The sequence below is a fragment of the Achromobacter sp. SIMBA_011 genome (assembly GCF_046535435.1).
Taxonomy (GTDB): Bacteria; Pseudomonadota; Gammaproteobacteria; order Burkholderiales; family Burkholderiaceae_B; genus Achromobacter; species Achromobacter dolens.
In genome coordinates this window covers 1,157,796-1,180,746 of sequence record NZ_JAWRWN010000001.1, presented here as the reverse complement: position 1 = coordinate 1,180,746, position 22,951 = coordinate 1,157,796, and the positions used below count along the sequence as shown (strand labels likewise).

20 protein-coding genes and 1 tRNA gene are annotated in these 22,951 nt (G+C 66.6%); 8 read left to right on the top strand and 13 right to left on the bottom strand.

Annotation, left to right across the window (positions count from 1 at the left end; genetic code table 11):
- The first annotated feature begins 6 nt into the window (after window positions 1-6).
- The 3 genes from SB816_RS05445 to SB816_RS05435 all read left to right on the top strand — a co-directional run bounded on the left by SB816_RS05445 (window position 7) and on the right by SB816_RS05435 (window position 4,857).
- The gene (locus SB816_RS05445) at window positions 7-504 is read left to right on the top strand and encodes a DUF2938 domain-containing protein (RefSeq protein ID WP_410546597.1); all 498 of its coding nucleotides are present in this window, start codon (window positions 7-9) and stop codon (window positions 502-504) included.
- Window positions 505-711: 207 nt separating this feature from the next.
- The gene (locus SB816_RS05440; RefSeq protein WP_336234799.1) at window positions 712-2,325 is read left to right on the top strand and encodes an ABC-F family ATP-binding cassette domain-containing protein; all 1,614 of its coding nucleotides are present in this window, start codon (window positions 712-714) and stop codon (window positions 2,323-2,325) included.
- Window positions 2,326-2,562: 237 nt separating this feature from the next.
- A complete protein-coding gene (locus SB816_RS05435; protein WP_410546596.1) occupies window positions 2,563-4,857 on the top strand; it encodes a TonB-dependent siderophore receptor in 2,295 nt (764 codons plus the stop codon).
- Window positions 4,858-4,989: 132 nt separating this feature from the next.
- On the opposite strand, the gene SB816_RS05430 is transcribed toward SB816_RS05435, so the two are convergent.
- From SB816_RS05430 to SB816_RS05375, 12 genes are all read right to left on the bottom strand, one after another.
- Window positions 4,990-6,030 carry a YhcG family protein gene (locus SB816_RS05430; protein WP_144655537.1) on the bottom strand — a complete coding sequence of 347 codons (1,041 nt, stop codon included), beginning with the start codon at window positions 6,028-6,030 and terminating at the stop codon, window positions 4,990-4,992.
- Window positions 6,027-6,434 (bottom strand): hypothetical protein, encoded by a 408-nt coding sequence (locus tag SB816_RS05425; protein WP_410546595.1) that lies wholly within the window; start codon window positions 6,432-6,434, stop codon window positions 6,027-6,029. Before SB816_RS05425 ends, SB816_RS05430 begins: the two co-directional genes overlap by 4 nt.
- Window positions 6,435-6,575: 141 nt before the next feature.
- Window positions 6,576-7,667: a redox-regulated ATPase YchF gene (ychF, locus tag SB816_RS05420; RefSeq protein WP_054500693.1), complete on the bottom strand. Its 1,092-nt coding sequence runs from the start codon at window positions 7,665-7,667 to the stop codon at window positions 6,576-6,578.
- Between the two features lie 95 nt (window positions 7,668-7,762).
- A complete protein-coding gene (locus SB816_RS05415; RefSeq protein WP_410546594.1) occupies window positions 7,763-8,542 on the bottom strand; it encodes a type II CAAX prenyl endopeptidase Rce1 family protein in 780 nt (259 codons plus the stop codon).
- Window positions 8,542-9,138, bottom strand: coding sequence for an aminoacyl-tRNA hydrolase (pth, locus tag SB816_RS05410; RefSeq protein ID WP_026384832.1), 597 nt, complete (start codon window positions 9,136-9,138; stop codon window positions 8,542-8,544). Before pth ends, SB816_RS05415 begins: the two co-directional genes overlap by 1 nt.
- 97 nt (window positions 9,139-9,235) lie before the next feature.
- Window positions 9,236-9,850 (bottom strand): 50S ribosomal protein L25/general stress protein Ctc, encoded by a 615-nt coding sequence (locus tag SB816_RS05405; protein WP_006385925.1) that lies wholly within the window; start codon window positions 9,848-9,850, stop codon window positions 9,236-9,238.
- Window positions 9,851-9,979: 129 nt separating this feature from the next.
- Complete coding sequence (locus SB816_RS05400; RefSeq protein ID WP_006227587.1) at window positions 9,980-10,930, bottom strand: ribose-phosphate pyrophosphokinase; 951 nt, start codon at window positions 10,928-10,930, stop codon at window positions 9,980-9,982.
- A gap of 135 nt (window positions 10,931-11,065) precedes the next feature.
- Window positions 11,066-11,142, bottom strand: a tRNA-Gln gene (locus tag SB816_RS05395).
- A 1-nt stretch (window position 11,143) separates the two neighbouring features.
- Window positions 11,144-12,085, bottom strand: a complete 942-nt coding sequence (ispE, locus tag SB816_RS05390) for a 4-(cytidine 5'-diphospho)-2-C-methyl-D-erythritol kinase (protein ID WP_144655539.1) — start codon at window positions 12,083-12,085, stop codon at window positions 11,144-11,146.
- 74 nt (window positions 12,086-12,159) lie between these two features.
- On the bottom strand, window positions 12,160-13,758 hold the full coding sequence (locus SB816_RS05385) for a methyl-accepting chemotaxis protein (protein WP_054500691.1): 1,599 nt from the start codon (window positions 13,756-13,758) through the stop codon (window positions 12,160-12,162).
- Between the two features lie 236 nt (window positions 13,759-13,994).
- Window positions 13,995-14,555 (bottom strand): lipoprotein insertase outer membrane protein LolB, encoded by a 561-nt coding sequence (lolB, locus tag SB816_RS05380; RefSeq protein ID WP_054500690.1) that lies wholly within the window; start codon window positions 14,553-14,555, stop codon window positions 13,995-13,997.
- A 29-nt stretch (window positions 14,556-14,584) separates the two neighbouring features.
- Window positions 14,585-16,471 (bottom strand): tetratricopeptide repeat protein, encoded by a 1,887-nt coding sequence (locus SB816_RS05375; protein WP_054500689.1) that lies wholly within the window; start codon window positions 16,469-16,471, stop codon window positions 14,585-14,587.
- On the opposite strand from SB816_RS05375, the gene mutM reads away from it, so the two are divergent.
- The 4 genes from mutM (at window position 16,470) to SB816_RS05355 (ending at window position 20,524) form a co-directional block, all read left to right on the top strand.
- Window positions 16,470-17,297 (top strand): bifunctional DNA-formamidopyrimidine glycosylase/DNA-(apurinic or apyrimidinic site) lyase, encoded by an 828-nt coding sequence (gene mutM, locus SB816_RS05370; RefSeq protein WP_175189032.1) that lies wholly within the window; start codon window positions 16,470-16,472, stop codon window positions 17,295-17,297. The genes SB816_RS05375 and mutM overlap by 2 nt on opposite strands.
- Window positions 17,298-17,525: 228 nt before the next feature.
- Entirely contained in the window at window positions 17,526-18,479 is a 954-nt protein-coding gene (locus tag SB816_RS05365) for an MBL fold metallo-hydrolase (RefSeq protein ID WP_049076171.1), read from the top strand.
- A 129-nt stretch (window positions 18,480-18,608) separates the two neighbouring features.
- Window positions 18,609-20,288 (top strand): FAD-dependent oxidoreductase, encoded by a 1,680-nt coding sequence (locus SB816_RS05360; RefSeq protein WP_144655542.1) that lies wholly within the window; start codon window positions 18,609-18,611, stop codon window positions 20,286-20,288.
- A 17-nt stretch (window positions 20,289-20,305) separates the two neighbouring features.
- Window positions 20,306-20,524 carry a DUF2783 domain-containing protein gene (locus SB816_RS05355; protein ID WP_049076175.1) on the top strand — a complete coding sequence of 73 codons (219 nt, stop codon included), beginning with the start codon at window positions 20,306-20,308 and terminating at the stop codon, window positions 20,522-20,524.
- Here SB816_RS05355 and SB816_RS05350 read toward each other — a convergent pair.
- Window positions 20,490-21,407 carry a LysR family transcriptional regulator gene (locus SB816_RS05350; protein ID WP_410546593.1) on the bottom strand — a complete coding sequence of 306 codons (918 nt, stop codon included), beginning with the start codon at window positions 21,405-21,407 and terminating at the stop codon, window positions 20,490-20,492. The genes SB816_RS05355 and SB816_RS05350 overlap by 35 nt on opposite strands.
- 165 nt (window positions 21,408-21,572) lie before the next feature.
- Here SB816_RS05350 and hmgA point away from each other — a divergent pair, with 165 nt between their 5' ends.
- Window positions 21,573-22,871 carry a homogentisate 1,2-dioxygenase gene (gene hmgA / locus SB816_RS05345; RefSeq protein WP_410546592.1) on the top strand — a complete coding sequence of 433 codons (1,299 nt, stop codon included), beginning with the start codon at window positions 21,573-21,575 and terminating at the stop codon, window positions 22,869-22,871.
- The last annotated feature ends 80 nt before the right edge of the window (window positions 22,872-22,951 follow it).

The window sequence follows — 22,951 nt, the reverse complement described above, 5'->3', positions numbered from 1 at the left end:
ACCCGCATGCCTCCTGAGCTATTCCTTCGCGCCGTGCTGATCGGCGTCGGCGCCACCCTCGTCATGGACCTGTGGGCCCTGCTGCTCAAGCGCCTGTTCGGCGTGCCATCGCTGGATTACGCCATGGTGGGCCGCTGGCTCGGCCATCTGCCACAGGGACGGCTGACCCATCCCGGCATCGCGCGCTCGGCCCCCGTGGCGGGCGAACGCGCCATCGGCTGGATCGCCCACTACGCCATCGGCATCCTGTTCGCGCTCCTGCTGCTGGCGATCCGGGGACCGGCCTGGGCCGCGCGGCCCACGCTGCCTCCGGCGCTGATCGTCGGCATCGCCACCGTCGCCGCGCCATTCCTGATCCTGCAACCGGGCATGGGCGCCGGCCTCGCGGCGCGCAAGACCCCGAAGCCCGCGGTGGCGCGGCTGCGCAGCCTGATGGCGCATGCGTCGTTCGGCGTAGGCTTGTACTTGGCGGGATGGGCCGTGGCGCAGGCTCTGGAGGCCTGAAACGGCGCACGCCCCCGTCAACTCGGGCAGCCTTGCCTCGCGCGAATTTTGCCAATTCCGCCGAGGGCTTTTACAGTATCGGCCTGGATCACAGTCATCGAGGTATTCGTCCCATGCGCCATTGATGCCGCCGTCGCAATGACGGCCAGTCTCCACCCGCCCCCCACTCGCAGGGGGGAGTTCCTGGCATCCCTGGAAGCATCACGCATGACGACTCCGTATCTCACGCTGGAAGGCGTGTCGTATCTGCTGCCGGACGGCAGCCCCCTCTTTTCCGGACTCGACGAAACCTTCGACTCGCGTCCCACTGGTCTGGTCGGGCGCAATGGCGTTGGCAAGACCGTGCTGGCGCGGATCCTGGCCGGCGAGTTGCCGCCATCGAGCGGACGCTGCCTGCGATCGGGCAGCGTCTTCTATCTGGCCCAGCAGGTCTCCCCGCCGCCCGGCGCCACCGTCGCCAGTCTGGCAGGCGTGCAATCCACGCTGGAGGCGCTGGCGCGCATCGAGGCCGGCAGCAGCGCGCCGGAAGACTTCGAATGCGTCGGCGACCGTTGGGACATCCGCCAGCGCCTGCACCACGCGCTGGAACGCGACGGCCTGGGCCATCTCGACGCCGCGACACCCGCCAGCAGCCTCAGCGGCGGCGAAGCCATGCGCGTCGCGCTGGCCAGCGCCATGCTGTCCGAAGCCGACTTCCTCATCCTGGACGAGCCCACCAACCACCTGGACCGCCGCAACCGCGAGGCGTTGATCGAACAACTGCGCCATTGGCCGCGCGGCCTGCTGGTCGTCAGCCACGACCGGCAACTGCTCGACACCCTTGCGCGCATCGTGGAGTTGTCACCGCTGGGCCTGCGCGGCTATGGCGGCAACTACGGCGTCTATGCCGCCAGCAAGGCGCGGGAACGCGCCAATGCGCTGGAGCGGCTGGAACACCGCAAGCTCGAACGCCGGCGCGAAGAACAGGCGATGCAGGCCCAGCGCGAACGGCAGGAGCGCCGGCAGGCGCGCGGCCAGCGGCATGGCAAGCAGGCCAACCAGGCCAAGATCCTGCTCGACCGTCAAAAGGGCCGCAGCGAGGATTCGGCCGGCAGATTGAAGCAGCAACACGCAGCCGCCCACGAACGCTTGGCGCAGTCCGTGCGCGAGGCCGCGGCGCAAGTCGAAAAGGACGCAGCGATCTCGCTGCACGCCCTGCCCGTCGCGCAGGCGGCGCAGCGGCGCGTGGCGCAACTGGACGACGTCACGCTGCCGTTCATCGCGGCGGCCACCCGCCATGTCAGCCTGCTGCTCGGCGGCCAGCAACGCGTGGCGGTCACCGGCCCGAATGGCTGCGGCAAATCGACCTTGCTGAAGGTGCTGGCGGGCCAGCTTGCGCCCCTGTCGGGCGAGAGGAAGGCTGCGCCCGAAAGCGTCTATCTCGACCAGCGGCTGGCCGGCCTGGCCTCGGAGCAGCCCGTGCTCGAACAACTGCAAGCCGCCAATCCCAACCTGGACGAAGGCGAACTGCGCACACGCCTGGCCCACCTCGGCCTGGATGCGCGCAAAAGCCTGGCGCCGAGCGGCTCGCTCAGTGGCGGCGAACGGCTGAAGGCAGCGCTGGCGTGCGCGCTGTACGCCGATCCGCCGCCCCGCCTGTTGCTGCTGGACGAGCCTGGCAACCACCTCGACCTGCCCTCCATGCTCGCCCTCGAAAGCCTGCTGCGCGGCTATGCCGGCGCGCTGGTCGTGGTATCGCACGACGAGGCGTTCCTGGACAACCTGGCGCTCACGGACAGGCTGCGGGCCACGCAACAGGGCTGGCTGCTGGAGCCCTGGTAAGCCTTCCGCCATGCCGACGCGTCGGCATGGCGGTGAAGCCCCGCGCACCGCGTGTTCGCACAGCCTGATCCCGCTCTCGCGGCTGGCCCCCTTAAACAAGTCTTCTTTTGCCGACCCGTTGCGCATAGCGTGGGCCAACCCGGCCGACATCCGGCATATTCCCTGGCAGCCAATTGCATAAATAAAAATGCCAATCAATGGCGCTTCTTTTTTCCATATGAACCGGGATGGATTGTCATGCACCACCACTCGTCGGGCTCTTCCGTACTGCTTGGCCTGATCACGCTTGCCCTGGCCTCCGCGTCCGCCCCTCTCCAGGCGCGGCAGCCGGATGGCGCCGGCACCGCATCGCCCGGCCCCGCCACGCTGCCGGCCATTGAAGTGAGCGGCCAGGCAGACGAATCCACCGAGGCGACACGCGCCTATACCGTGCCCGCGACCCGCGCCTCCACCGGCCTGACGCTCAGCCCCAAGGAAACGCCCCAGTCCGTGTCGGTGGTGACCCGCCAGCAGATGGACGACCAGGGCATGCAGTCCATCGGCGACGTGCTGGACAGCACCACGGGCATCACTTTCGTCGAAATGGACAACGGCGGGCGCACCACCTACCGCGCACGCGGATTCAACATCACCAACTACAAGGTCGATGGCCTGTCGGTCATCGGCGGGGCCTCGTTCAACAGCGGCGGCAGCGGCGCGATCAACATGGATCTCTACGACCGCGTCAGCATCGTGCGGGGCGCAAACGGATTGTTGGGCGGCACCGGCGACCCCTCCGCCACCGTCGACCTGGTGCGCAAACGTCCCGGCCGCGAGCTCGGCGCGAGCCTGACCCTGCGCACCGGAAGCTGGAACAAGAAGAATGCCGTCGGCGACATCAACATCCCGCTGGCGGCGGACGGGCGCGTGCGCTCGCGCCTGGTATTCAGCGGCGAGAACTCCGACGTGTTCCGCGACCACTCGAGCATCGAGCGGCAGGGGTTCCTGGCCAGCATCGCCATGGATGTGACAGCCCGCACGCAGGTGGGCCTGGGCTTCCAGTACGAGCACAGCATCTTCCACGGCGCCTCATGGGGCGCCAACGTGCCCGCCTGGTTCGCGGACGGATCGCCGACCCATTTCCGCCGCAACGTCAACCTGGCGGCGGACTGGAGCAAGACCGACATGGAAGCGAAGACGCTGTTCGCCTCGCTCGACCACCGCTTCGATAACGACTGGAAGCTGCGCGCCGACTATGCCCACACCTCGCGCGCGGACCTGAACAACAAGGGCGCGGTGAAGGTCAACAACGGCAGGGTCCGCTGGCCCCATTGGAATCAGGACGGCAGCGGCGCCTATCTCAATGCCATCCATTCGGAGACGGAAGGCGAAACCGACGCATTCTCGCTGGATCTCTCGGGCCCCCTGGAACTGTTCGGACGCCGGCACGAACTGCTCGTCGGCGTGAACGGCTCGCGCATGGACGAACCGTCGTGGACCTTCAACAGCAGCAACTGCAGCATCGACGGCATCGCCGGCTTCCGGGGCCGCTGCCAATACCGCACCGAGCTGCCCGTCGCGGACTGGCGCGCCTGGCGCGGCGACGAATACGGCAACATCCGCGCGTTTCGCACCGATGCTCGCCGCGTCACCCGGACCACGCTCTATGGCGGCTACGTCGCGGGCCGCTTCGAACTCGCCGACGACCTGACCCTGATCACCGGGCTGCGCCGCAGCGCCTACCAGATCCACAGCGACAACTACAACGCGGCGGGTGTCCGCGGCGCGCGCACCGGCGAAAACGCCGCCCACGCCTGGACGCCCTACTACGGCCTGGTCTACGGGTTGACGCCCAACTACTCGGTCTACGCCAGCTACACCGACGTATTCACGCCGCAGACCAGCAAGAACGAAAGCGGCGACACCCTCAAGCCCATCACGGGCGCCAGCTACGAGGCCGGCATCAAGGGCGAGTGGTTCAATGGCGCGCTCAATGCCGCCGTGTCGGCATTCCGCAGCCTGCAGAAGAACGTCGCCCTGAAAGACGGCGACAGCTTGACGCCCGATGGCGACCAGGCCTACCGGACAGGCACGGGCGTCATCGTCAAAGGCGTCGACGCCGAAATCGCCGGCGCCGTGACGGCCGCCTGGAACGTCTATCTGGGCTACACCTATCTGGACGTCGGCAACACCGACACCGCCGAGCGCCCCGACCCGCGCCATCTGCTGCGGCTGAACACCACCTACCGGCTGCAGGGAATGCTGCGGGGGCTGACCATCGGCGGCGGCCTGACCTGGCAAGGCAAGACGGTGTCCGAGCCCTACCCTGGCCGGCCGGACGGCCGCGGCGGCTTCGACGACTCGCCGATTCCGCTGAAGGGCTATGCGCTGTTCAACGCGATGGCGCGCTACGACATCAACCGCCATCTGTCGGCCATGCTGAACGTCAGCAATCTGTTCGACAAGACGTACTACCGGCAGTATGGGTTCTATAACGGATTGATCTACGGCGAGCCGCGGCGGGTGACGTTGAGCTTGCAGGCGAAGTTTTGAATACTGCGCTACCGGTGTCGGAGCAGTGCGTACTCCACCAGCCGCTTGCGCCGGTCCCTTACCGGCGCAAGCGGATTCGCGCCCTCGTCAGCCTCATACATTTTTAATGCACGCAAGCATTCGGCGGTGTGCTTATTCATGCTCGCCTCCCAGTTCCCGCTCGATCTGTTCGATGCTAGGCAGGCTGGTTTGCAGTTCTTCAGGCAAGGATTCCAACAGTTTGTACTCAGCAATACCCATGGGTTGTGTTTTGTCACCCAAGGCGTATTCGGCCACCACCTTGTTTTTGCTCTTGCACAGCAGCAGGCCAATGGTGGGGTTGTCCTGTTCGTGCTTGACCTGACGATCCACGGTGGTGAGGTAAAAACCCAGTTGCCCCAGATGCTCTGGCCTGAAGGCGCCTCCCTTGAGTTCGATGACGACGTAACAGCGCAGCTTCAGGTGGTAGAACAGCAAGTCGATGAAGAACTCCTCACCCCCCACGTTCAGCAACACTTGCCGTCCAACAAAGGCAAAACCCGCGCCCAGCTCCAGCAGGAACTCGGTAACGTGTTTGACCAGGGCGTTTTCGATTGCCCGTTCCTGCGCTTCCTCGGTCAGGCCGAGAAAGTCAAAACGGTAGGGGTCTTTTAGCGACTCGCGTGCAAGGTCGGATTGTGGCGCGGGCAAGCGCGTGTCGAAATTGGTGACGGCCTGACCATTGCGTTCCAGCAGCCTGGCTTCAATCTGCATAACCAGCACATTGCGCGACCAACCATGCTCGATGGCCCGAGCAGCATACCAACGGCGGGCTTCATGGCTGGGCAGCTTGTCCAGCAACGCCAGTTGGTGATACCAGGGCAATTGTGCAAGCACCTCTTGCACAAATGAAGCATCCGGCCAGGCTTGGGCAAAGGCACGCATGTACTTGAGGTTGCGCGGGGAAAACCCTTTCATGTCAGGGAAAGCGGTGCGCAGATCATGGGCCAGCCGCTCAATGACCTTGGCTCCCCAGCCTTGTTCGGTCTGCCGTTGCAAGATGTCCTGACCGATCTGCCAGTAGAGCAGCACCAACTCGCGATTGACCGCACGCGCCGCCTGCTGTTGAGCCGTGGAAATGCGGACTTTCAGCTCTCCCAGCCAGTGGTCGTAGCCTTCGGGCACGGACATCAAGGAGGCGGGTTTGTCGCTCATGCTGCGTCCCCACCGGGGGCATTGAGCGCGGCCAGTAGTTCTGTCTTCAGCGTCCGTCGTGTCTCGGCGAGTCGTTGGGTGATTTGCTGGTATTCGGCCATTGGTTCATTCGGATCACCATACTCGACGGCTACTTCATGCGGGTCTTGCAGGAATAGCTCGTAAGCCGATGAGATCTTGACATGTGAATGCATCATTTCAAGACGAACACAGCCGGAAGGCAACACCAATTTCAGCAGGTGTCGCATCTCACAACGTTCAAACGGGGTAATTCTCCGACTCATTACCCACATTGGCGGATTCATTACCGCTATTCGACGGCCATCAAATAAGTGGCCGAATTGGACTTCACGCCCGCCCCCCTCAGAACGCCCCCAGTCAAAGCCGCGCGACGACAGACTCATCAACCCTTAACTTCAACGCAATCGTCCAGAGTCGGACGAGCGATTGGCACTCGGCAGACCATAGCAGGGGTGTGGAAGACCTTTCACAACCACCATAGACTGCCGAGCACCCAGCAATTAACTAAGAATGGACCGCCCCGATCAGACGTTGAACAAGAAATTCATCACATCGCCATCCTGCACGATGTATTCCTTGCCTTCCGCCCGCATCTTGCCCGCTTCCTTCGCGCCCTGCTCCCCCTTGTAGGCGATGAAGTCTTCGTAAGCGATGGTCTGCGCGCGGATGAAGCCGCGTTCGAAGTCGGTGTGGATGACGCCCGCGGCCTGGGGCGCGGTGGCGCCGATCGGCACGGTCCAGGCGCGCACTTCCTTCACGCCGGCGGTGAAGTAGGTCTGCAGGCCCAGCAGCTTGAAGGCGGCGCGGATCAGGCGGTTCAGGCCCGGTTCTTCCATGCCCATGTCCGACAGGAAAGCCTGGCGGTCAGCGTCGTCCAGGTCGACGATTTCCGACTCGATGGCGGCGCAGATGGCGACCACCGGCGCGTTGCGGGCGGCGGCGAATTCGGTCAGGCGGTCCAGCAGCGGGTTGTTGGTGAAGCCGTCGTCGGCCACGTTGCCCACATACATCGCGCGCTTGGCGGTGATGAAGCAGAGCTGGGCGATGTCGGCCTTTTCCTCGGTGGACAGGTCGAGCGCGCGGATCGGCTTGGCTTCGTTCAGTTGCGCCACGCACTTTTCCAGCACGGCGACGATGCGCTGCGATTCCTTGTCGCCGGAACGGGCGGTCTTCTGGTGGCGCTGCAGGGCCTTTTCGGCGGTCTGCAGGTCGGCCAGCGCCAGTTCTGTTTCGATGACTTCGATGTCGGCGATCGGATCAACCTTGCCGGCCACGTGGATCACGTTGGGATCCTCGAAGCAGCGCACCACGTTGACGATGGCGTCGGTTTCGCGGATGTGCGAGAGGAACTGGTTGCCCAGGCCTTCACCCTTGCTGGCGCCCGCCACCAGGCCGGCGATGTCGACGAATTCAACCGTGGCCGACAGGATGCGCTCGGGCTTGACGATCTCGGCCAGCTTCTGCAGACGCGGATCCGGCACCTCGACCACGCCGACGTTCGGCTCGATGGTGCAGAACGGATAGTTCTCGGCGGCGATGCCGGCGCGGGTCAGAGCGTTGAAGAGTGTCGATTTGCCAACGTTGGGCAGGCCGACGATGCCGCATTGCAGAGCCATGGGAATCCTGTGTAAGTACGGTATTGATCGTTAACGTTCTAGTTTACCCCGCCGGGCGGCGCGCCATGATGACCGCGCCCGGGGGGACGGACGGCTCAACCGGCCGCCGTGGGGGCCCAGCGCATCACGGCCCAGATCAGCAAAATGGGGCCGGCGTTGAACATGGCGTGCAGCGCGATCGCCGCGCCGATGCCCCGGCGGATGCGGATCCAGCCCAGCACCAGGCCGGTGACCCACTGCGGCAGCACCAGCAGCGGCAGCAGCCAGTACGGCGTGTGGTTGAAGACGAAGTTGGTCAGGTGCACGGCGGCGAAGGTCAGCGCCACCAGGTGGAAGACCCAGCCGAAGTGTTTCAGGTAATGCCGCCGCCAGGCGGTGTTCCAGCCCTTGAGCGGCTCGGGGCGCGGGCGCAGCGACCAGCAGGCCAGCAGCACGAAGGAGGCCAGCAGCAGGCCGGTCCAGATGCGTGGGCCGTACAGCACCACCGGCAGCAGCGCCGGGCACAGCCACAGCGCCTGCCTGGGACGTCGCAGGCCGTAGCGGAACAGCATTTCCTCGACCAGCGGGGCCCAGATCACCGCCGTCAGCCAGGGGATGTTGGCCGGGTCCAGCCGATGCGTGACGCCGCCGACGCCGGCCGCGGCGACCGCCACCGGCCCCAGGGCGAACAGGTTGATCAGCCACAGCACCGCGGCCCACGCCAGCAGGCGTCCGGGGCCGACGCCCGGCCACCAGTCCGACACCCAGCCGATCGCCGGCGTGCGGCCGGACAGACGCCGCAGCGGACGCGGCCGGCGCACGAAGCGCCAGAAATCCGCCAGCTCACTGCGGAAGCGCAGCTTGCGCGATTCGGCGGAAGCCGGAGCGCCGTCCATCAGGCGTCGTTGCCGCTGTGCAGTTGGCGGGTGGCCAGCGCGAAGTCGCCGGCCAGCATGGCGGGCACCACGGCGCGGCAGCGGTCGATGACCGCCTCGATCTCCTTCTGCTCCTCGCGGCGCGGCGGGTGCAGCACGAAGTCCGCCACCTGCTGCGCCAGGCCGAGCGTGCGCGGATGGCCGATGCCGATGCGCAGGCGCCAGAAGTTCGGGCTGCCGAGCGCGGCCTGGATGTCCTTCAGGCCATTGTGGCCGGCGTGGCCGCCGCCCTGCTTGAGTTTCACCTGGCCCGGCATCAGGTCGAGTTCGTCGTGCAGCACCAGCACCTGCTCCGGCGTCAGCTTGTAGAAGCGCGCCAGCGCCCCGACCGCCTGGCCGGAACGGTTCATGTAGGTGTTGGGCTTGAGCAGCAGCACGTTGTCGGCCCCCAGGCGGGATTTGGCCACCATGCCGAAGAACGACTTCTCCAGCGCGAACGAGGCGCGCAGGTCGTCCGCCAGGTGGTCGGCCAGCCAGAAGCCCGCGTTGTGGCGGGTGGTTTCGTAGTCGGGACCGGGGTTACCCAATCCCACGATGAGGCGTATGGGAATAGACATGATGGGGGGTGTTTAAACCAAAAAACCCTGCGCATGCAAATGCACACGCAGGGTTTCGGGCGCAAGCCGCCGGAAAGCCGAGGCTTTCCGACAGGACTTAGGCGGCGGGAGCGGCCGGAGCGGCGTCGGCGTCGTCGGCGGCAGCGCCACCCTTGACGACAGCGGCGGCCAGCAGCGGGTTCTCTTCACCACCGTGCGGGACGTAGGTCACGCCCATCGGCAGCTTGATGTCGGCCAGGTGGATCGAAGCGCCGGCCAGGATGTCGGCCAGGTTGACTTCGATGAACTGGGGCAGCGCCGACGGCAGGCACGTGATTTCCAGTTCGGTGGCGACGTGGCTGATGATCGCGCCGCTCAGCTTGACGGCCGGCGAGACTTCAGCGTTCACGAAGTGCAGCGGCACCTTGGTGCGCAGCGCCTGGTTGGCGTCGACGCGCTGGAAGTCCACGTGCAGGACTTGCGGCTTGTAGGCGTGCCATTGAACCGAACGCAGCAGGACCTGTTCGTCCTTGGCGCCTTCGAGCTGCATTTGCAGGATCGAAGCGTGGAACTCTTCCTTGCGCAGGGCGTGGTAGATCTCGTTGTGGTCGAGTTCGATGTTCAGCGGGGCAGCCGAACCACCATAGACGATGGCGGGAACGCGGCCCGCGCGGCGCAGGCGGCGGCTCGCACTCGAACCCTGGACGCTACGCGCAGTGGCAGTGAATTTCATGGAAAACTCCAAAAACAAAAAATGGCGAAGCGGACTTCACCGGTTAAAGACACGGCGCACAACAGGTGCGCCGTGTTGCTTATGTCCTGCCGCGACCAGCAGGACACAAAAAACGGTGGGGGGCTGGCGTCAGTCGACGAACAGCGAGCTGACCGATTCCGCGTTCGAGATACGCAGGATGGTCTCGCCCAGCAGCGCGGCGCACGACAGCTGGCGGATCTTGCCGCTGGCCTGGCCTTGCTCGGAGAGCGGAATGGTGTCGGTGACGACCAGTTCGTCCAGTTCCGACGCCTCGATGCGGTCGATGGCGCCGCCCGACAGCACGGGGTGCGTGCAATAGGCGTAGACGGCGCCGGCGCCGCGGTCCTTCAGGGCCTGGGCCGCCTTGCACAGCGTGCCGGCGGTGTCGACCATGTCGTCCATGATGATGCAGGTGCGGCCGTCGACTTCACCGATGATGTTCATCACTTCCGACACGTTGGCGCGCGGACGACGCTTGTCGATGATGGCCAGGTCGGCTTCGAGCTGCTTGGCCAGCGCGCGGGCGCGCACCACGCCGCCGATGTCCGGGGACACGACGACCAGGTTCGAGAAATTGCGGCGCCAGATGTCGCCCAGCAAAATCGGACCGGCGTAGATGTTGTCCACGGGAATGTCGAAGAAGCCCTGGATCTGGTCGGCGTGCAGGTCCATCGTCAGGACGCGGTCGACGCCAGCCACTTGCAGCATGTTGGCCACGACCTTGGCCGAGATCGCGACGCGCGCCGAGCGCGGGCGGCGGTCCTGGCGGGCGTAGCCGAAATACGGAATGGCGGCGGTGATGCGGCCGGCCGAGGCGCGGCGCAGGGCATCGACCATCACCATGATTTCCATCAGGTTGTCATTGGTAGGCGCACAGGTGGGCTGCAGGACGAAGACGTCCTTGCCGCGCACGTTCTCGTTGATCTCGACCATCACCTCGCCGTCCGAGAAGCGACCGACGGTCATCTTGCCCAGGGACATATCGAGGTGGTTGACTACGTCCACGGCCAGCCGAGTGTTGGCCGTGCCCGTGAAGATCATGAAGCTATCGTTTGCCATGATGGATGATGCGATGGTCGTTTCGAGACACTAACGAGGTGATGCGAGAACCTGCTGGAACCGGAAAATAAAAAAGCTGCTGAACCCGGGCCAGTGTCTTACAGGCGTGTTCAACAGCTTTGTTATGTATTCGGTTGGCTGGGGAGGAAGGATTCGAACCTTCGCATGCCGGAATCAAAATCCGGTGCCTTAACCAGCTTGGCGACTCCCCAACTATCTTGCAATCCAATTCCGCAACGGATGTTCAGTCAACCCAGGACACGCCTGCACTAACCGGAACCGTGGATGCGTTGTGCTGTCTGTGTCATCTGCGTTTTTGCAGTTTGCTTCAACAGCGCCGCGCATTGTAGCGGTAATTTCCGTTTTCGCCAAAACGGCCTCCGACAGCTCGGAAAACTCGGCGTACAAACACGCGCCAGATCCCGACATGCGAACTTGGGTTCCCGTGTTTTTCAACACACCCTGCTCTGCAAGCCACCGCGATGCCCTGAGAACCTCAGGATAAAGTCGGTAGACCACCGGCTCCAAATCATTTTTCCCGAAGGAAAATGTAGGCGAAGCAAGAAAGTCCGCTATTGTGATGTAAGAAGAATCTCTTGTCAAATCGGGTGCGGAAAAAATTCCAACGGTCGGCACGCTCGCGTCCGGTTGCGCCACCAGATAGGCGCGCGCCGGCAGGTCCAGCGCCGTCAGTTTTTCGCCCACGCCCTCGGCAAAGGCGGACTGGCCGAACACGAACACCGGCACATCCGCGCCCAGCGGCAACGCCAGTTCCATCAGCTCGCGCCGCGACAGCCCGGTGCCCCACAGGCGGTTCAAGGCGATCAGCACAGTGGCCGCGTCGCTCGAACCGCCGCCCAGGCCGCCGCCCTGCGGGATGCGCTTTTCCAGCGCGATCTGCGCGCCCTGGCGCGTGCCGGTGGCCTGTTGCAGCGCGCGGGCGGCGCGCAGGGTGAGATCTTCCTCTTCGGACACGCCAGGCAATTCCGCGGCGCGGCTGATGACGCCATCGGCGCGCGCCTCGAAATGCAGCGTGTCGCACAGATCGATGAAGCGGAAGGCGGTCTGCAGCAGGTGGTAGCCGTCGGCACGGCGGCCCACCACGTGCAGGAACAGGTTGACCTTGGCGGGTGCGGGTACGTCGTAGAGGGTCACGGCGGATCGGGAAAAAAGACAGACGGGTCGATTTTAGCGATCACCCGGCCCCCGACGCCCCCCTCGGCCACGGATCAGGCGATCTGCGGCGCGACGCGGCCGGCCAGGCGTTCGGCCGGGGCCTCGATCACCTGCCCTTCCGGCAGCTTGAACACTGCCACCGCGCCCGCCAGCTGGCGCGCCTGCTCTTCGAGCGCGCCGGCCGCGGCGGCGGCCTGCTCCACCAGCGCGGCGTTCTGCTGGGTCACGCCGTCCATTTGCGTCACGGCGCGGTTGACCTGGTCGATGCCGGTGGCCTGCTCTTCCGACGCGGCCGAGATTTCGCCCATCAGGCTGGTCACGCGCTGCACCGAATCGACGATCTCGCGCATGGTGGCGCCGGCGGTTTCGACCTGCTCGGAACCGACGCCGACCTTCTGCGCCGAGTCCTCGATGAGCTGCTTGATTTCCTTGGCGGCGGCGGCGCTGCGCTGGGCCAATGTGCGCACCTCGCTGGCGACTACGGCAAAGCCCTTGCCCTGCTCGCCGGCGCGCGCGGCTTCCACCGCGGCATTCAGCGCCAGGATGTTGGTCTGGAAAGCGATGCCATCGATCACGCCGACGATGTCGGAAATGCGCGACGAGCTGCCCTGGATGGCGCGCATGGTCTCGACCACGCTGGAGACGGCCTCGCCGCCGCGCTGCGCCACGGCGGCCGAAGCGGCGACCATGCGGTTGGCTTCGCGCGCGGTGTCGGCGTTCTGCTTCACGGTGGTGGCCAGCTCTTCCATGCTGGCGGCGGTTTCCTCCAGCGAGGCGGCCTGCTCTTCGGTGCGGCTGGACAGGTCGGCATTGCCGGACGAGATTTCGCGCGCGCCGACGTTGATCTCATCGACGCCGCGGCGCACCGTGGACACCGTGCGCACCAGGCTGTCCTGCATCGCGCGCAGGGCGTTGAGCAACGCGCCGATCTCGTTGCGGCCGCGATCGGCCACGCGGCGCGTCAGGTCGCCCTCGGCGATGCGGCGGAAGATGTCGCCGGCTTCCAGCAGCGGCCGCACGATCATGCGGCGGATCAGCACATGCGCGCCCACCGCCATCAACAGGCCCAGCACCAGGATGCCGGCCAGCAGGTACGAGAAGATCATGTGGAACAGCGAAATCTCGTCCATCACCTCCTGGCCGGTGGCCTCGGCGCGCTTCATGAAGGCGTCACGCTCGGACACCAGCAGTTCCTGCACCTGCTGCGTGCCCTGCTTGAAGTAGGCGTCCATGTCACCAGCCTCCAGCACCTTGCCGACGTTCTGCAGGTTGTTGCTGAGGTTGGTGTAGGCCTCGATCAGGTCCTTGGACACGACCTTCTCGTCGGCCGACAGGCCGCCGGCGAAGCCCTGGAAGGCGCGGTCGCCCGCGGCGATGCGCTGGCGCGCCAGGCGCAGCGCGGTGGTGTCGCTGGCATTGCCCTGCGCCACCCGGGTGGCGTAGCGGCTCAGGTCGGTGCGCGCCGCGACCAGCGACAACGCCGCCGTGTTGACGGCATTGACCTGTTGCGAGGAAAGGCGATAGAGCTGGCCGACGTCCTGGTTGGTCTGCCGCAGGGCGACGAAACCCATGCCGCCCACCAGCAACTGGAAAGTGAAAAACAGCGCGATGATCCCCAAGAGCATCGTCGCGATTCGCGTATTCCTGAACATTGGCATTCTCCGTAAAAAAGCGGCGGCGCGATCCGCGACCGCCGGCCTTGCATGCCGCGCGCAGGGGTCGTGCGCGCGGGGATCGGAGGATTATTCAGGCTAAACAGAATCTATCAATCAGTAACAGAGTCGGTTTTGCAACGCTTATTTGCCAAATTGAAGCCGGAGGGACGTGCTACCGACGGACGAGACAACGGCCCCGAAGGGCCGTCGCGCGGGTCATGAAGCGGCGGGAATCAGGGCTTGTTGACGACCAGCCGCACCATGATGCGGCGGCCAGGCTCCTGGCGCTCGAGCACCAGCATCTGGGGGCCGAGCGTGTCGTAGCGCGACAACCGCGCGCGCCAGCCACCCTGTTCGAACGCCACGGGGCGGCCTAGCTCGTCGTTGGAGACATCGCTGGCCTCGGGCTGGCCCGGCAGCCTGCCGCGCAGCCAATCGCGCAGGCCGGACACCGGCATGCTGCTGCCCAGGGCGTCTTCGGCCAGGGCGTCGGGGTTGTCGGCCACCAGGCGGGTGCCGTCGGCCTTGGTCAGGCTGGCCGCGCCGGGTTGGCCCTCGACGCGCGCCTCGGTCGATCCAAGCGGGTTGGTCAGGTCGAGCACGTAGCGACGGCCGTCGTCAGACCAGGAAAAACCACCCTGCACGGCATTCTGCCTGCCGCTTTCCTCGTTGACCGTGATGGCGAAACGGCCGATGCGCGAGAACGCATCCGGCGACGTGCCTTCAATGGGCTTGGGCGTGGTGGTGCAGGCCGCCAGCACGAACGCCAGCATGGCCAGCAGCGCCCAGCGCATCCAGCCCAGACTGCCGCGCAACGCTGCCGTCACAGGCTGACCCCCAGGCGCTTGATGACGTCGAGCACGGTCTTGTTCTTGGGATCCTTCTGCACCGCGGCGCGCAGCAGCTCGACCGCCTGATCGCGTTTGCCCTGGGTCCAGAGCACCTCGGCCAGGTGGGCGGCGATGTCGGCCTCGGGCCGCACGCCATAGGCGCGGCGCAGGTAATCGACCGCGGCGACCTGGTCGCCCATGCGGAATTTGACCCAGCCCATGCTGTCCAGGATGAACGGGTCGTTGGGCGACAGTTCCAGCGCCTGGGTGATGAGATCCAGCGCCTCGGGCAGGCGCTGGTTGTGGTCGGCCAGCGTGTAGCCCAGCGCGTTGTAGGCGTGGGCGTGCTCGGGATCCAGCGCGATGACCTGGCGCAACATGCGTTCGAGGTCGGCCAGGCGGTCCTGGCGCTCGTACAGCATGGCCAGCTCGTACTTGATTTCGACGGTGTCGGGGAGCGCCTGGTCGGCCGCTTCCAGCACCGACACGGCCTGGCCGACGCGGTCGGCGTCGCGCAGGATCTGCGCCTTGGTCAGCACGCCCAGGGTGCGTTCTTCCTCGTCCTGGGGCGCGGCGGCGTCGACCATCTTGATGGCGTCGTCGATGCGGCCGGACTTGGCGCGCAGGGCGGCCTGGCGCATGCGCGCCGAGAAACGCAGCGACGGATCGTCGATGCGGCCGAGTTCGGCGATGGCTTCGTCGTACTGGCCCTGGTCTTCGGCGATGCGCGACAGCAGCACGTGGGCGTCGGCCGCCGCGGCGCCGGCGTCGGTGGCGCCCGGCACGATGGCGCGCTGGCGCTGGTTCTGAACGTCCAGGTACTGCTGCAGCAGCGTCTTGGCCTGCGGCAGTTGGCCGGCCTTGTAGGCCAGTTGGGCCTGCATGAAGAGCAGGTCGAAGTCTTCCGGCGAGCGCCGCGACATGGCCTGCAGCTCGGCCAGCGCGCCGCTGTAGTCGCCGGCGTCGGCCATCTGGCCGGCCAGCATCAGGCGCACCTTGCGGGCGTTGGGATTGCGGTTGATATAGGCGCGGGCATCGGCCTGAGCGCGCTGCGGGTCGACCTTGGCGCCGTACTCCAGGACGCGCTGGGCGGCCGGTTCAGACTTGGGATCGGCGGCCAGGGCGGCGCGTGCCTCCTGGGAGGCGCGCGGGTAGTCGCCGGCGGCGGAGGCCACGTCGGCCAGCGCCAGATGGGCGGCCGGCAGCTTGCGCACGCTGTCGCTGAGGGCTTCGTCAAGGATGCGCAGCGCCAGGCGGCGATCGTTCAGGCGGCTCAGCACGGCCAGGGCCTGGCCGATGGCGGCGGGCTTGTCGCGCGAGGCTTCGATGCGGTTGCGCAGGGCCTGCGACAGGCCCTTCGTCTGGCCATTGGCGGCGGCCAGCGCCAGTTCGGTTGAGCTGGCTTCCAGATCGTTGGGAGACAGGCGGGCCCAGACCCGGGCGGCGTCCAGGGCGCCCGGCAGATTGCCGCCGGCAAGTTGGAATTCCAGGCCGCGGCGCGCCAGGCGGGGATCGCCGGTGTCGCGGGCCAGGCCGACCATGGTGTTGGCGGCGGTGCCGTACATGCCGCGCTGGGCGGCGATTTCCGACGCCAGGACGCGGTAGAAGATGTCGGCGGTCAGCGAGACGTAGGGCAGTTGGCCCGGACGCAGGCGGATCACCTCGGTTTCTGGCTGGCGGTTCTGGGGCGCCATGCGGGGGCCGGTCGCATCCCGCGTCCGGCTGTCGGCGGCCTGGGCCTGAGGGGCCAGGGCGGAGGCCAACGCAAGCGCCAGCGCGGCAATCCCGATATTCATTTGTTTGAAAGACGACTTCACGCGGCCCGTCCGGTTGGTGGCACAATCTTCGTACACGCAATTGATGATCTTACACTGGCTCATGCCGGAACTGCCTGAAGTTGAAACCACGCGTCGCGGAATCGACGCTGTCATCACCGGCCGCCCCCTCACGCGGCTGATCGTCCACGAGTCCCGGATGCGCTGGCCCATCCCGGCCGACCTGCCCGCCCTGGTGGGTGGGCGCACCGTGCAGGAATGCGGCCGGCGCGGCAAATACCTGCTGCTGCGCTTTGACCACGGCACCCAGATCGTGCACCTGGGCATGTCCGGGTCGCTGCGCAGCGTGGCCCCGGGCGAATTCCTGCGCAAGCACGACCACGTCGAATGGATCTTCGACCAGGCGGTGCTGCGCCTGCACGACCCGCGCCGCTTCGGCGCCGTGCTGTGGCATCCCGAAGCGGACGGACCGGTCGAAAACCACCCCCTGCTGGCCAAGCTCGGCATCGAGCCGTTCGACCCGCGCTTCGACGGCGCCTGGCTGCACCACCACTTCAAGAACCACGGCGCCGCGATCAAGCAGGTGCTGCTGGCCGGCATGGCGGTGGTCGGCGTGGGCAATATCTACGCCTCCGAAAGCCTGTTCCGCGCCCGCATCAATCCCAAGACCCCGGCCAACAAACTGTCGCGCGCCCGCTGCGACCGCCTGGCGGACATGGTGCGCGCCACCCTGGCCGACGCCCTGACCTCCGGCGGCAGCACCCTGCGCGACTATGTCGGCGCCACCGGCGAGCCGGGCGCGTATTTCGAGATCCACGCGGCGGTCTACGAGCGCGCCGGCCAGCCCTGCCGGGTGTGCGGCACGCCGATCAAGCGCATCGTCCAGGGCCAGCGGGCCACGTACTACTGCCCGAAGTGCCAGAAGACCTGAGCGCGCACGCCAGCACATCCAATTCCCTGGGGCCGCCCGCGGCCTGAAAGGTTCCCCTCCGGGCCGCCCAGCGCGGCCCGGACGCATTTGGGCGCCCCCGCCCGAAATCCCAGGGAAATCCCTGCCAAAAAGGGTCTATTCGTTTATAGCAAACGTATTGCACAACCACTAACGCCACGCTATAGTCCCTCCACACACCCTATTCCTATAAAAGTGGAAGGAGCCTCCATGAGCAAGCAATTCGCTTCGCACGCCGACCTGGCCGACAAGGTCGTGTCGTTCGAAAAGCTGTCCGACAACGCCTATGCCTACACCGCCGAGGGCGATCCCAACACCGGCGTGATCATCGGCGACGAGGCCGTCATGGTGGTCGACACCCAGGCCACGCCGGTGATGGCGCAGGACGTCATCCGCCGCATCCGCGAAGTCACCGACAAGCCGATCAAGTACATCCTGCTGTCGCACTACCACGCGGTGCGCGTGTTCGGCGCCTCGGCCTACAACGCCCAGGAGATCCTGGCCAGCCGCGACACCTACGACCTGATCGCCGAGCGCGGCGAGCAGGACAAGGCCAGCGAGATCGGCCGCTTCCCGCGCCTGTTCCGCAACGCCGAATCGATTCCCCCTGGCCTGGTCTGGCCCACCATGACCTTCAAGGGCGAGATGACCGTCAATCTGGGCAACCTGGAAGTCAAGCTGCTGCAGGTCGGCCGCGGCCACACCAAGGGCGACACCATCGCCTGGCTGCCCGAGCAGAAGATCCTGTTCGCCGGCGACCTGGTCGAATACCAGTCCACCCCCTACTGCGGCGACGCCTACTTCCGCGACTGGCCCAGCACGCTGGATGCGCTGTCGGGCTTCGAGGCCGAAAAGATGGTGCCTGGCCGCGGCCCCGCGCTGAAGAACGCCACAGAAGTGCGCCAGGGCCTGGCCGGCACGCGCGCCTTCCTGACCGACCTGTACGGCGCGGTCAACCGCGGCGTGGCCGAGGGCAAGGACCTGAAGACGATCTACCGCGAGGTCTACGACTTCATGAAGCCGCGCTACAGCGACTGGGTCATCTTCGACCACTGCATGCCGTTCGACGTATCGCGCGCCTACGACGAGGCCACCGGCCACGTCCATCCGCGCATCTGGACCGACAAGCGCGACCTGGAAATGTGGGCCCAGCTGGAGGGCTGATCCCGCGCGGCCGGCTCGCCGGCCGCCGTTCCACCGATTGAAACGGCGCCGCACGGCCCGCCGGCCAGCGGCCGCGGGCAGCGCGCGGCGCCGCGCATAAAAACAAAATGACCCACACAGGAGACAACCGTGGGAGACATCGACTTTCAGGCGATGGAGTTCGCCTATGAAAAACACGCCGACCAGGCCGCCGCGACGCAGGCGCGCCATCCGGTGGTGGTGGTGGGCGCCGGCCCGGTCGGCCTGACCACGGCGCTGGACCTGGCGCGCCAGGGCGTGCGGGTGGTGGTGCTGGATGACGACTACCGCCTGTCCACCGGCTCGCGCGCCATCTGCTTTTCCAAGCGCACCCTGGAGATCTGGGACCGCCTCGGCGTCGGCCAGCGCATGGTCGACAAGGGCGTGTCGTGGAACGTGGGCAAGGTGTTCTTCCGCGACCAGGAAGTATGGCGCTTCGACCTGCTGCCCGAGCCCGGCCACCGCCGCCCCGCGTTCATCAACCTGCAGCAGTACTACGCCGAGGGCTATCTGTACGAGCAGGCGCGCCAGGAACCGAACATCGACCTGCGCTGGAAGAACAAGGTGGTGGGGCTGGAGCAGGCCGGCGACGGCGTGGTGCTGTCGATCGACACGCCCGAAGGCGGCTACGCGCTGCGCGCCGATTGGCTGGTGGCCTGTGACGGCGCCCGTTCGCCGGTGCGCAAGCTGATCGGCCAGGAAAGCCATGGCCGCATCTTCCGCGACCGCTTCCTGATCGCCGACGTCAAGATGAAGGCCGACTTCCCGGCCGAGCGCTGGTTCTGGTTCGACCCGCCCTTCCACCCGAACCAATCGGTGCTGCTGCACATGCAGCCCGACAATGTCTGGCGCATCGACTTCCAGCTGGGCTGGAACGCCGACCCGGTCGAGGCCGTCAAGCCCGAGAACGTGCTGCCGCGCATCCGCGCCCTGCTCGGCCCGGACGCGCAGTTCGACCTGGAATGGGTCAGCGTGTACACCTTCGCCTGCGAACGCATGGACAAGTTCCGCCACGGCCGCGTGGTGTTCGCCGGCGACTCGGCGCACCGCGTCTCGCCCTTCGGCGCGCGCGGCGCCAACAGCGGCGTGCAGGACGCCGAGAACCTGGCCTGGAAACTGCGCCTGGTGCTGGCCGGCCACGCGCCCGAATCGCTGATCGACAGCTACGCCGCCGAGCGCGAGCATGCCGCCGACGAGAACATCCTGAATTCGTCGCGCGCCACCGATTTCATCACGCCCAAGAGCGACATCAGCCGCAGCTTCCGCAACGCGGTGCTGAACCTGGCCCGCACCCATGCGTTCGCGCGCTCGCTGGTCAACAGCGGCCGGCTGTCGCTGCCCGCCACGTACATCGATTCGCCGCTGAACAGCCCCGACAGCGACACCTTCGCCGGCCGCATGCGGCCCGGCGCGGTGGCGCTGGACGCGCCGGTGCGCGGGTCCGGCGACTCGCCCTGGTGGCTGTCGCAACTGGGCGCGGGCTTCACGCTGGCGCTGTTCTGCGGCGACGCTCCGCCCGACGCCCAGACCCTGCAGGCCCTGCGCGCGCTGCGCCTGGCGGCGGTACCGGTCAAGCCCGTGCTGGTGGCCAGCCCCGGTTGCGACGCCGCCGGCTGGCCGGATGACCTGGCGCGGGTCATCGACGTCGAAGGGCTGCTGGCTCAGCGCTATGACGCGCTGTCCGGCACCGCCTACCTGATCCGCCCCGACCAGCACATCGCCGCGCGCTGGCGCGCCTTCCAGCCCGACGCGGTGGCGTCGGCCGTCAACCGCGCCATTGGCCGCGCCTGAATACGGAGGCCCTTTCCATGCTGATTACCGAAACCAACCTGGCCGCGCCGGACGACTTCTACGAAGCGCTGATCGACGCCCATCGCGACCTGAGCAACGAGCAGAGCCAGGAAATGAACGCCGCGCTGATCCTGCTGCTGGCCAACCACCTGGGCGACATGGCGGTGCTGCGCGAGGCGCTGGCGCAGGCCCGCGCGTCGGTCACGCCGGCGGCGAACCCACCGCAAACGCATTGACGATCAGGGCGCGCAACCACTGGTTGCCCCCATCGCGATCGTAGCGGCGCTGCCAGTACATATTGGTCTGCAGCGCCGGCACCTTCACCGGCGGCGTCATGTAGCGCAGGCCGAATGGCTGCGCGGCGCTCGCCGCCAGTTTTTCGGGCACGGTCGCCAGCAGGTCGGTGGCGCTGACGATGTACGGCACGGCCGAGAAATGCGGCACGCTGAAGTGCTCGGCCAGCGCGACGCCGGCCCGCTCCATCGACTGGTTGACCTGCCCATAGGGCGCGGCCCGCGACACGATGAGATGACGCTCGGCGCGAAACGCCTTCAACCCCATGCCGGGGTGGGCCGTGGGATGCGCCTGGCGAAAGAGCGTGGCGTACCCCTGCCGGAACAACATGCGCTGCAAGGTGCCCGCCCCCATCTCGTCGAAGGCGCCGATGGCCAGGTCGACCCGGCCCGCCTCCATCTCGCGCGGCAGGTCCGGCCCCTGGACCCGCACCGAATCGATGCGCACCAGCGGCGCGACCTGCACGCAGACTTCCATCAGGCGCGGCATGAAATGGATCTCGCCGACATCGGTCATGGCCACGCGGAAACGCCGCGTGCTGGTGGCGGCATCGAACGCCTCCTGGTCCTGCAAGGCCTGCGACAACAGGGCCAACGCCTCGCTGACCGGGCCGGCCAGCCGCTGCGCGCGCGGCGTCGGCAGCATGCCCTGGGCGGTGCGCACGAACAGCTCGTCGCCGAACGCCAGCCGCAGCCGGCGCAGGGCGTTGCTGACCGCCGGCTGCGACAGGTCCAGCCGCCGCGCCACGGCGGACAGGTTGCGGTCCTCCAGCAAGTGCTGGAACAGGATCAACAGGTTCAGGTCGACGTCGCGCAAGTCCGCCATCAGGCACCCCTACTATTCACAAGATTTATAGTTGCTATTTTTGCATTCCCGTAGCCATAGTGGGGGAATTTTCCGACAATGGCGTATCGGCGCCGGAGCATTTCATCCGGCGCGCCACGACCAAGACCGCGCGGCCACGCATCGCGCGCCACCCAGGAGGATTCCATGGAACTGCACTACCAGACCGGTTTCGGCAACGACTGTGCCACCGAAGCCCTGCCCGGCGCGCTGCCGCTGGGCCGCAATTCGCCCCAGCAATGTCCCTATGGCCTGTACGCCGAGCAGTTGTCCGGCACCGCCTTCACCGCGCCGCGCAGCGAGAACCGCCGCTCCTGGCTCTACCGCATCCGCCCGGGCGCGCAGCACAAGCCGTTCGAGCCGTTTGGCGGCGTCAAGGGCTGGGAAAGCGCGTTCGGTCACGGCCCGGTCACGCCCAATCAACTGCGCTGGAGCCCCTTGCCCATTCCCACCGCGCCCACCGATTTCATCGAAGGCGTGAAGACCTGGGGCGGCAACGGCGGCCCCGATGAGCAAAGCGGCGTCGGCATCCACCTGTATGCCGCCAACCGCTCGATGCTGGGCCGCTATTTCTATAACGCCGACGGCGAGCTGCTGCTGGTGCCGCAGCAGGGCCGCCTGCGCCTGGCCACCGAACTGGGCCTGATCGACCTGGAGCCGCTGGAGATCGCCGTGATCCCGCGCGGCGTGCGCTTCAGCGTGCAACTGCTGGACGACAGCGCGCGCGGCTACATGCTGGAGAACTTCGGCGCCGCGCTGCGCCTGCCGGAACTGGGCCCGATCGGCTCGAACTGCCTGGCCAACGCCCGCGACTTCAAGACGCCGGTGGCCTGGTACGAAGACCTGGAAGGCGACTTCGAACTGATCGCCAAGTTCACCGGCGGCTTCTGGCGCGCCGCGATCGGCCATTCGCCGCTGGACGTGGTGGCCTGGCACGGCACGCACGCGCCCTACAAGTACGACCTGCGCCACTTCAACACCATCGGCTCGATCAGCTACGACCATCCGGACCCGTCGATCTTCACGGTGCTGACCGCGCCGTCCGACACCCCGGGCACGGCCAACATGGACTTCGCCATCTTCCCGCCGCGCATCCTGGCGATGGAGAACACCTTCCGTCCGCCCTGGTTCCACCGCAACGTCGCCAGCGAATTCATGGGCCTGATCCAGGGCGTGTACGACGCCAAGGCCGATGGCTTCGCCCCGGGCGGCGCGAGCCTGCACAACTGCATGAGCGGCCACGGCCCCGACGCCGAGACCTTCGAGAAGGCCTCGCGCGCCGACACCAGCACCGCGCACTACATCCGCGACACCATGGCTTTCATGTTCGAGACGCGGCGCGTAATCCGCCCGACGGCGCAGGCCTTGGCCTCGGTAGAATTGCAGGGCGACTATTACCGGTGCTGGCAGGGCCTGCAGAAGCATTTCGATCCCGCCAAGGCGTGACCGTTTTCTCTCCCGTCACGCCCGCCCACGGCGATGCGCGCAAGCGCATCGCCGTTTGGCTTTGGATTTTTCCGGCGCCC

Coding starts and splice junctions, on each gene's coding strand:
- SB816_RS05430 (WP_144655537.1), bottom strand. CDS start 6,030: ATGAGCGACAAACCCGCCTCCTTGATGTCCGTGCCCGAAGGCTACGAC.
- ychF (WP_054500693.1), bottom strand. CDS start 7,667: ATGGCTCTGCAATGCGGCATCGTCGGCCTGCCCAACGTTGGCAAATCG.
- SB816_RS05425 (WP_410546595.1), bottom strand. CDS start 6,434: ATGAGTCTGTCGTCGCGCGGCTTTGACTGGGGGCGTTCTGAGGGGGGC.
- SB816_RS05440 (WP_336234799.1), top strand. CDS start 712: ATGACGACTCCGTATCTCACGCTGGAAGGCGTGTCGTATCTGCTGCCG.
- lolB (WP_054500690.1), bottom strand. CDS start 14,555: ATGCGCTGGGCGCTGCTGGCCATGCTGGCGTTCGTGCTGGCGGCCTGC.
- SB816_RS05405 (WP_006385925.1), bottom strand. CDS start 9,850: ATGAAATTCACTGCCACTGCGCGTAGCGTCCAGGGTTCGAGTGCGAGC.
- SB816_RS05400 (WP_006227587.1), bottom strand. CDS start 10,930: ATGGCAAACGATAGCTTCATGATCTTCACGGGCACGGCCAACACTCGG.
- SB816_RS05415 (WP_410546594.1), bottom strand. CDS start 8,542: ATGGACGGCGCTCCGGCTTCCGCCGAATCGCGCAAGCTGCGCTTCCGC.
- SB816_RS05355 (WP_049076175.1), top strand. CDS start 20,306: ATGCTGATTACCGAAACCAACCTGGCCGCGCCGGACGACTTCTACGAA.
- hmgA (WP_410546592.1), top strand. CDS start 21,573: ATGGAACTGCACTACCAGACCGGTTTCGGCAACGACTGTGCCACCGAA.
- SB816_RS05385 (WP_054500691.1), bottom strand. CDS start 13,758: ATGTTCAGGAATACGCGAATCGCGACGATGCTCTTGGGGATCATCGCG.
- SB816_RS05445 (WP_410546597.1), top strand. CDS start 7: ATGCCTCCTGAGCTATTCCTTCGCGCCGTGCTGATCGGCGTCGGCGCC.
- SB816_RS05365 (WP_049076171.1), top strand. CDS start 17,526: ATGAGCAAGCAATTCGCTTCGCACGCCGACCTGGCCGACAAGGTCGTG.
- SB816_RS05375 (WP_054500689.1), bottom strand. CDS start 16,471: ATGAGCCAGTGTAAGATCATCAATTGCGTGTACGAAGATTGTGCCACC.
- SB816_RS05435 (WP_410546596.1), top strand. CDS start 2,563: ATGCACCACCACTCGTCGGGCTCTTCCGTACTGCTTGGCCTGATCACG.
- mutM (WP_175189032.1), top strand. CDS start 16,470: ATGCCGGAACTGCCTGAAGTTGAAACCACGCGTCGCGGAATCGACGCT.
- SB816_RS05350 (WP_410546593.1), bottom strand. CDS start 21,407: ATGGCGGACTTGCGCGACGTCGACCTGAACCTGTTGATCCTGTTCCAG.
- pth (WP_026384832.1), bottom strand. CDS start 9,138: ATGTCTATTCCCATACGCCTCATCGTGGGATTGGGTAACCCCGGTCCC.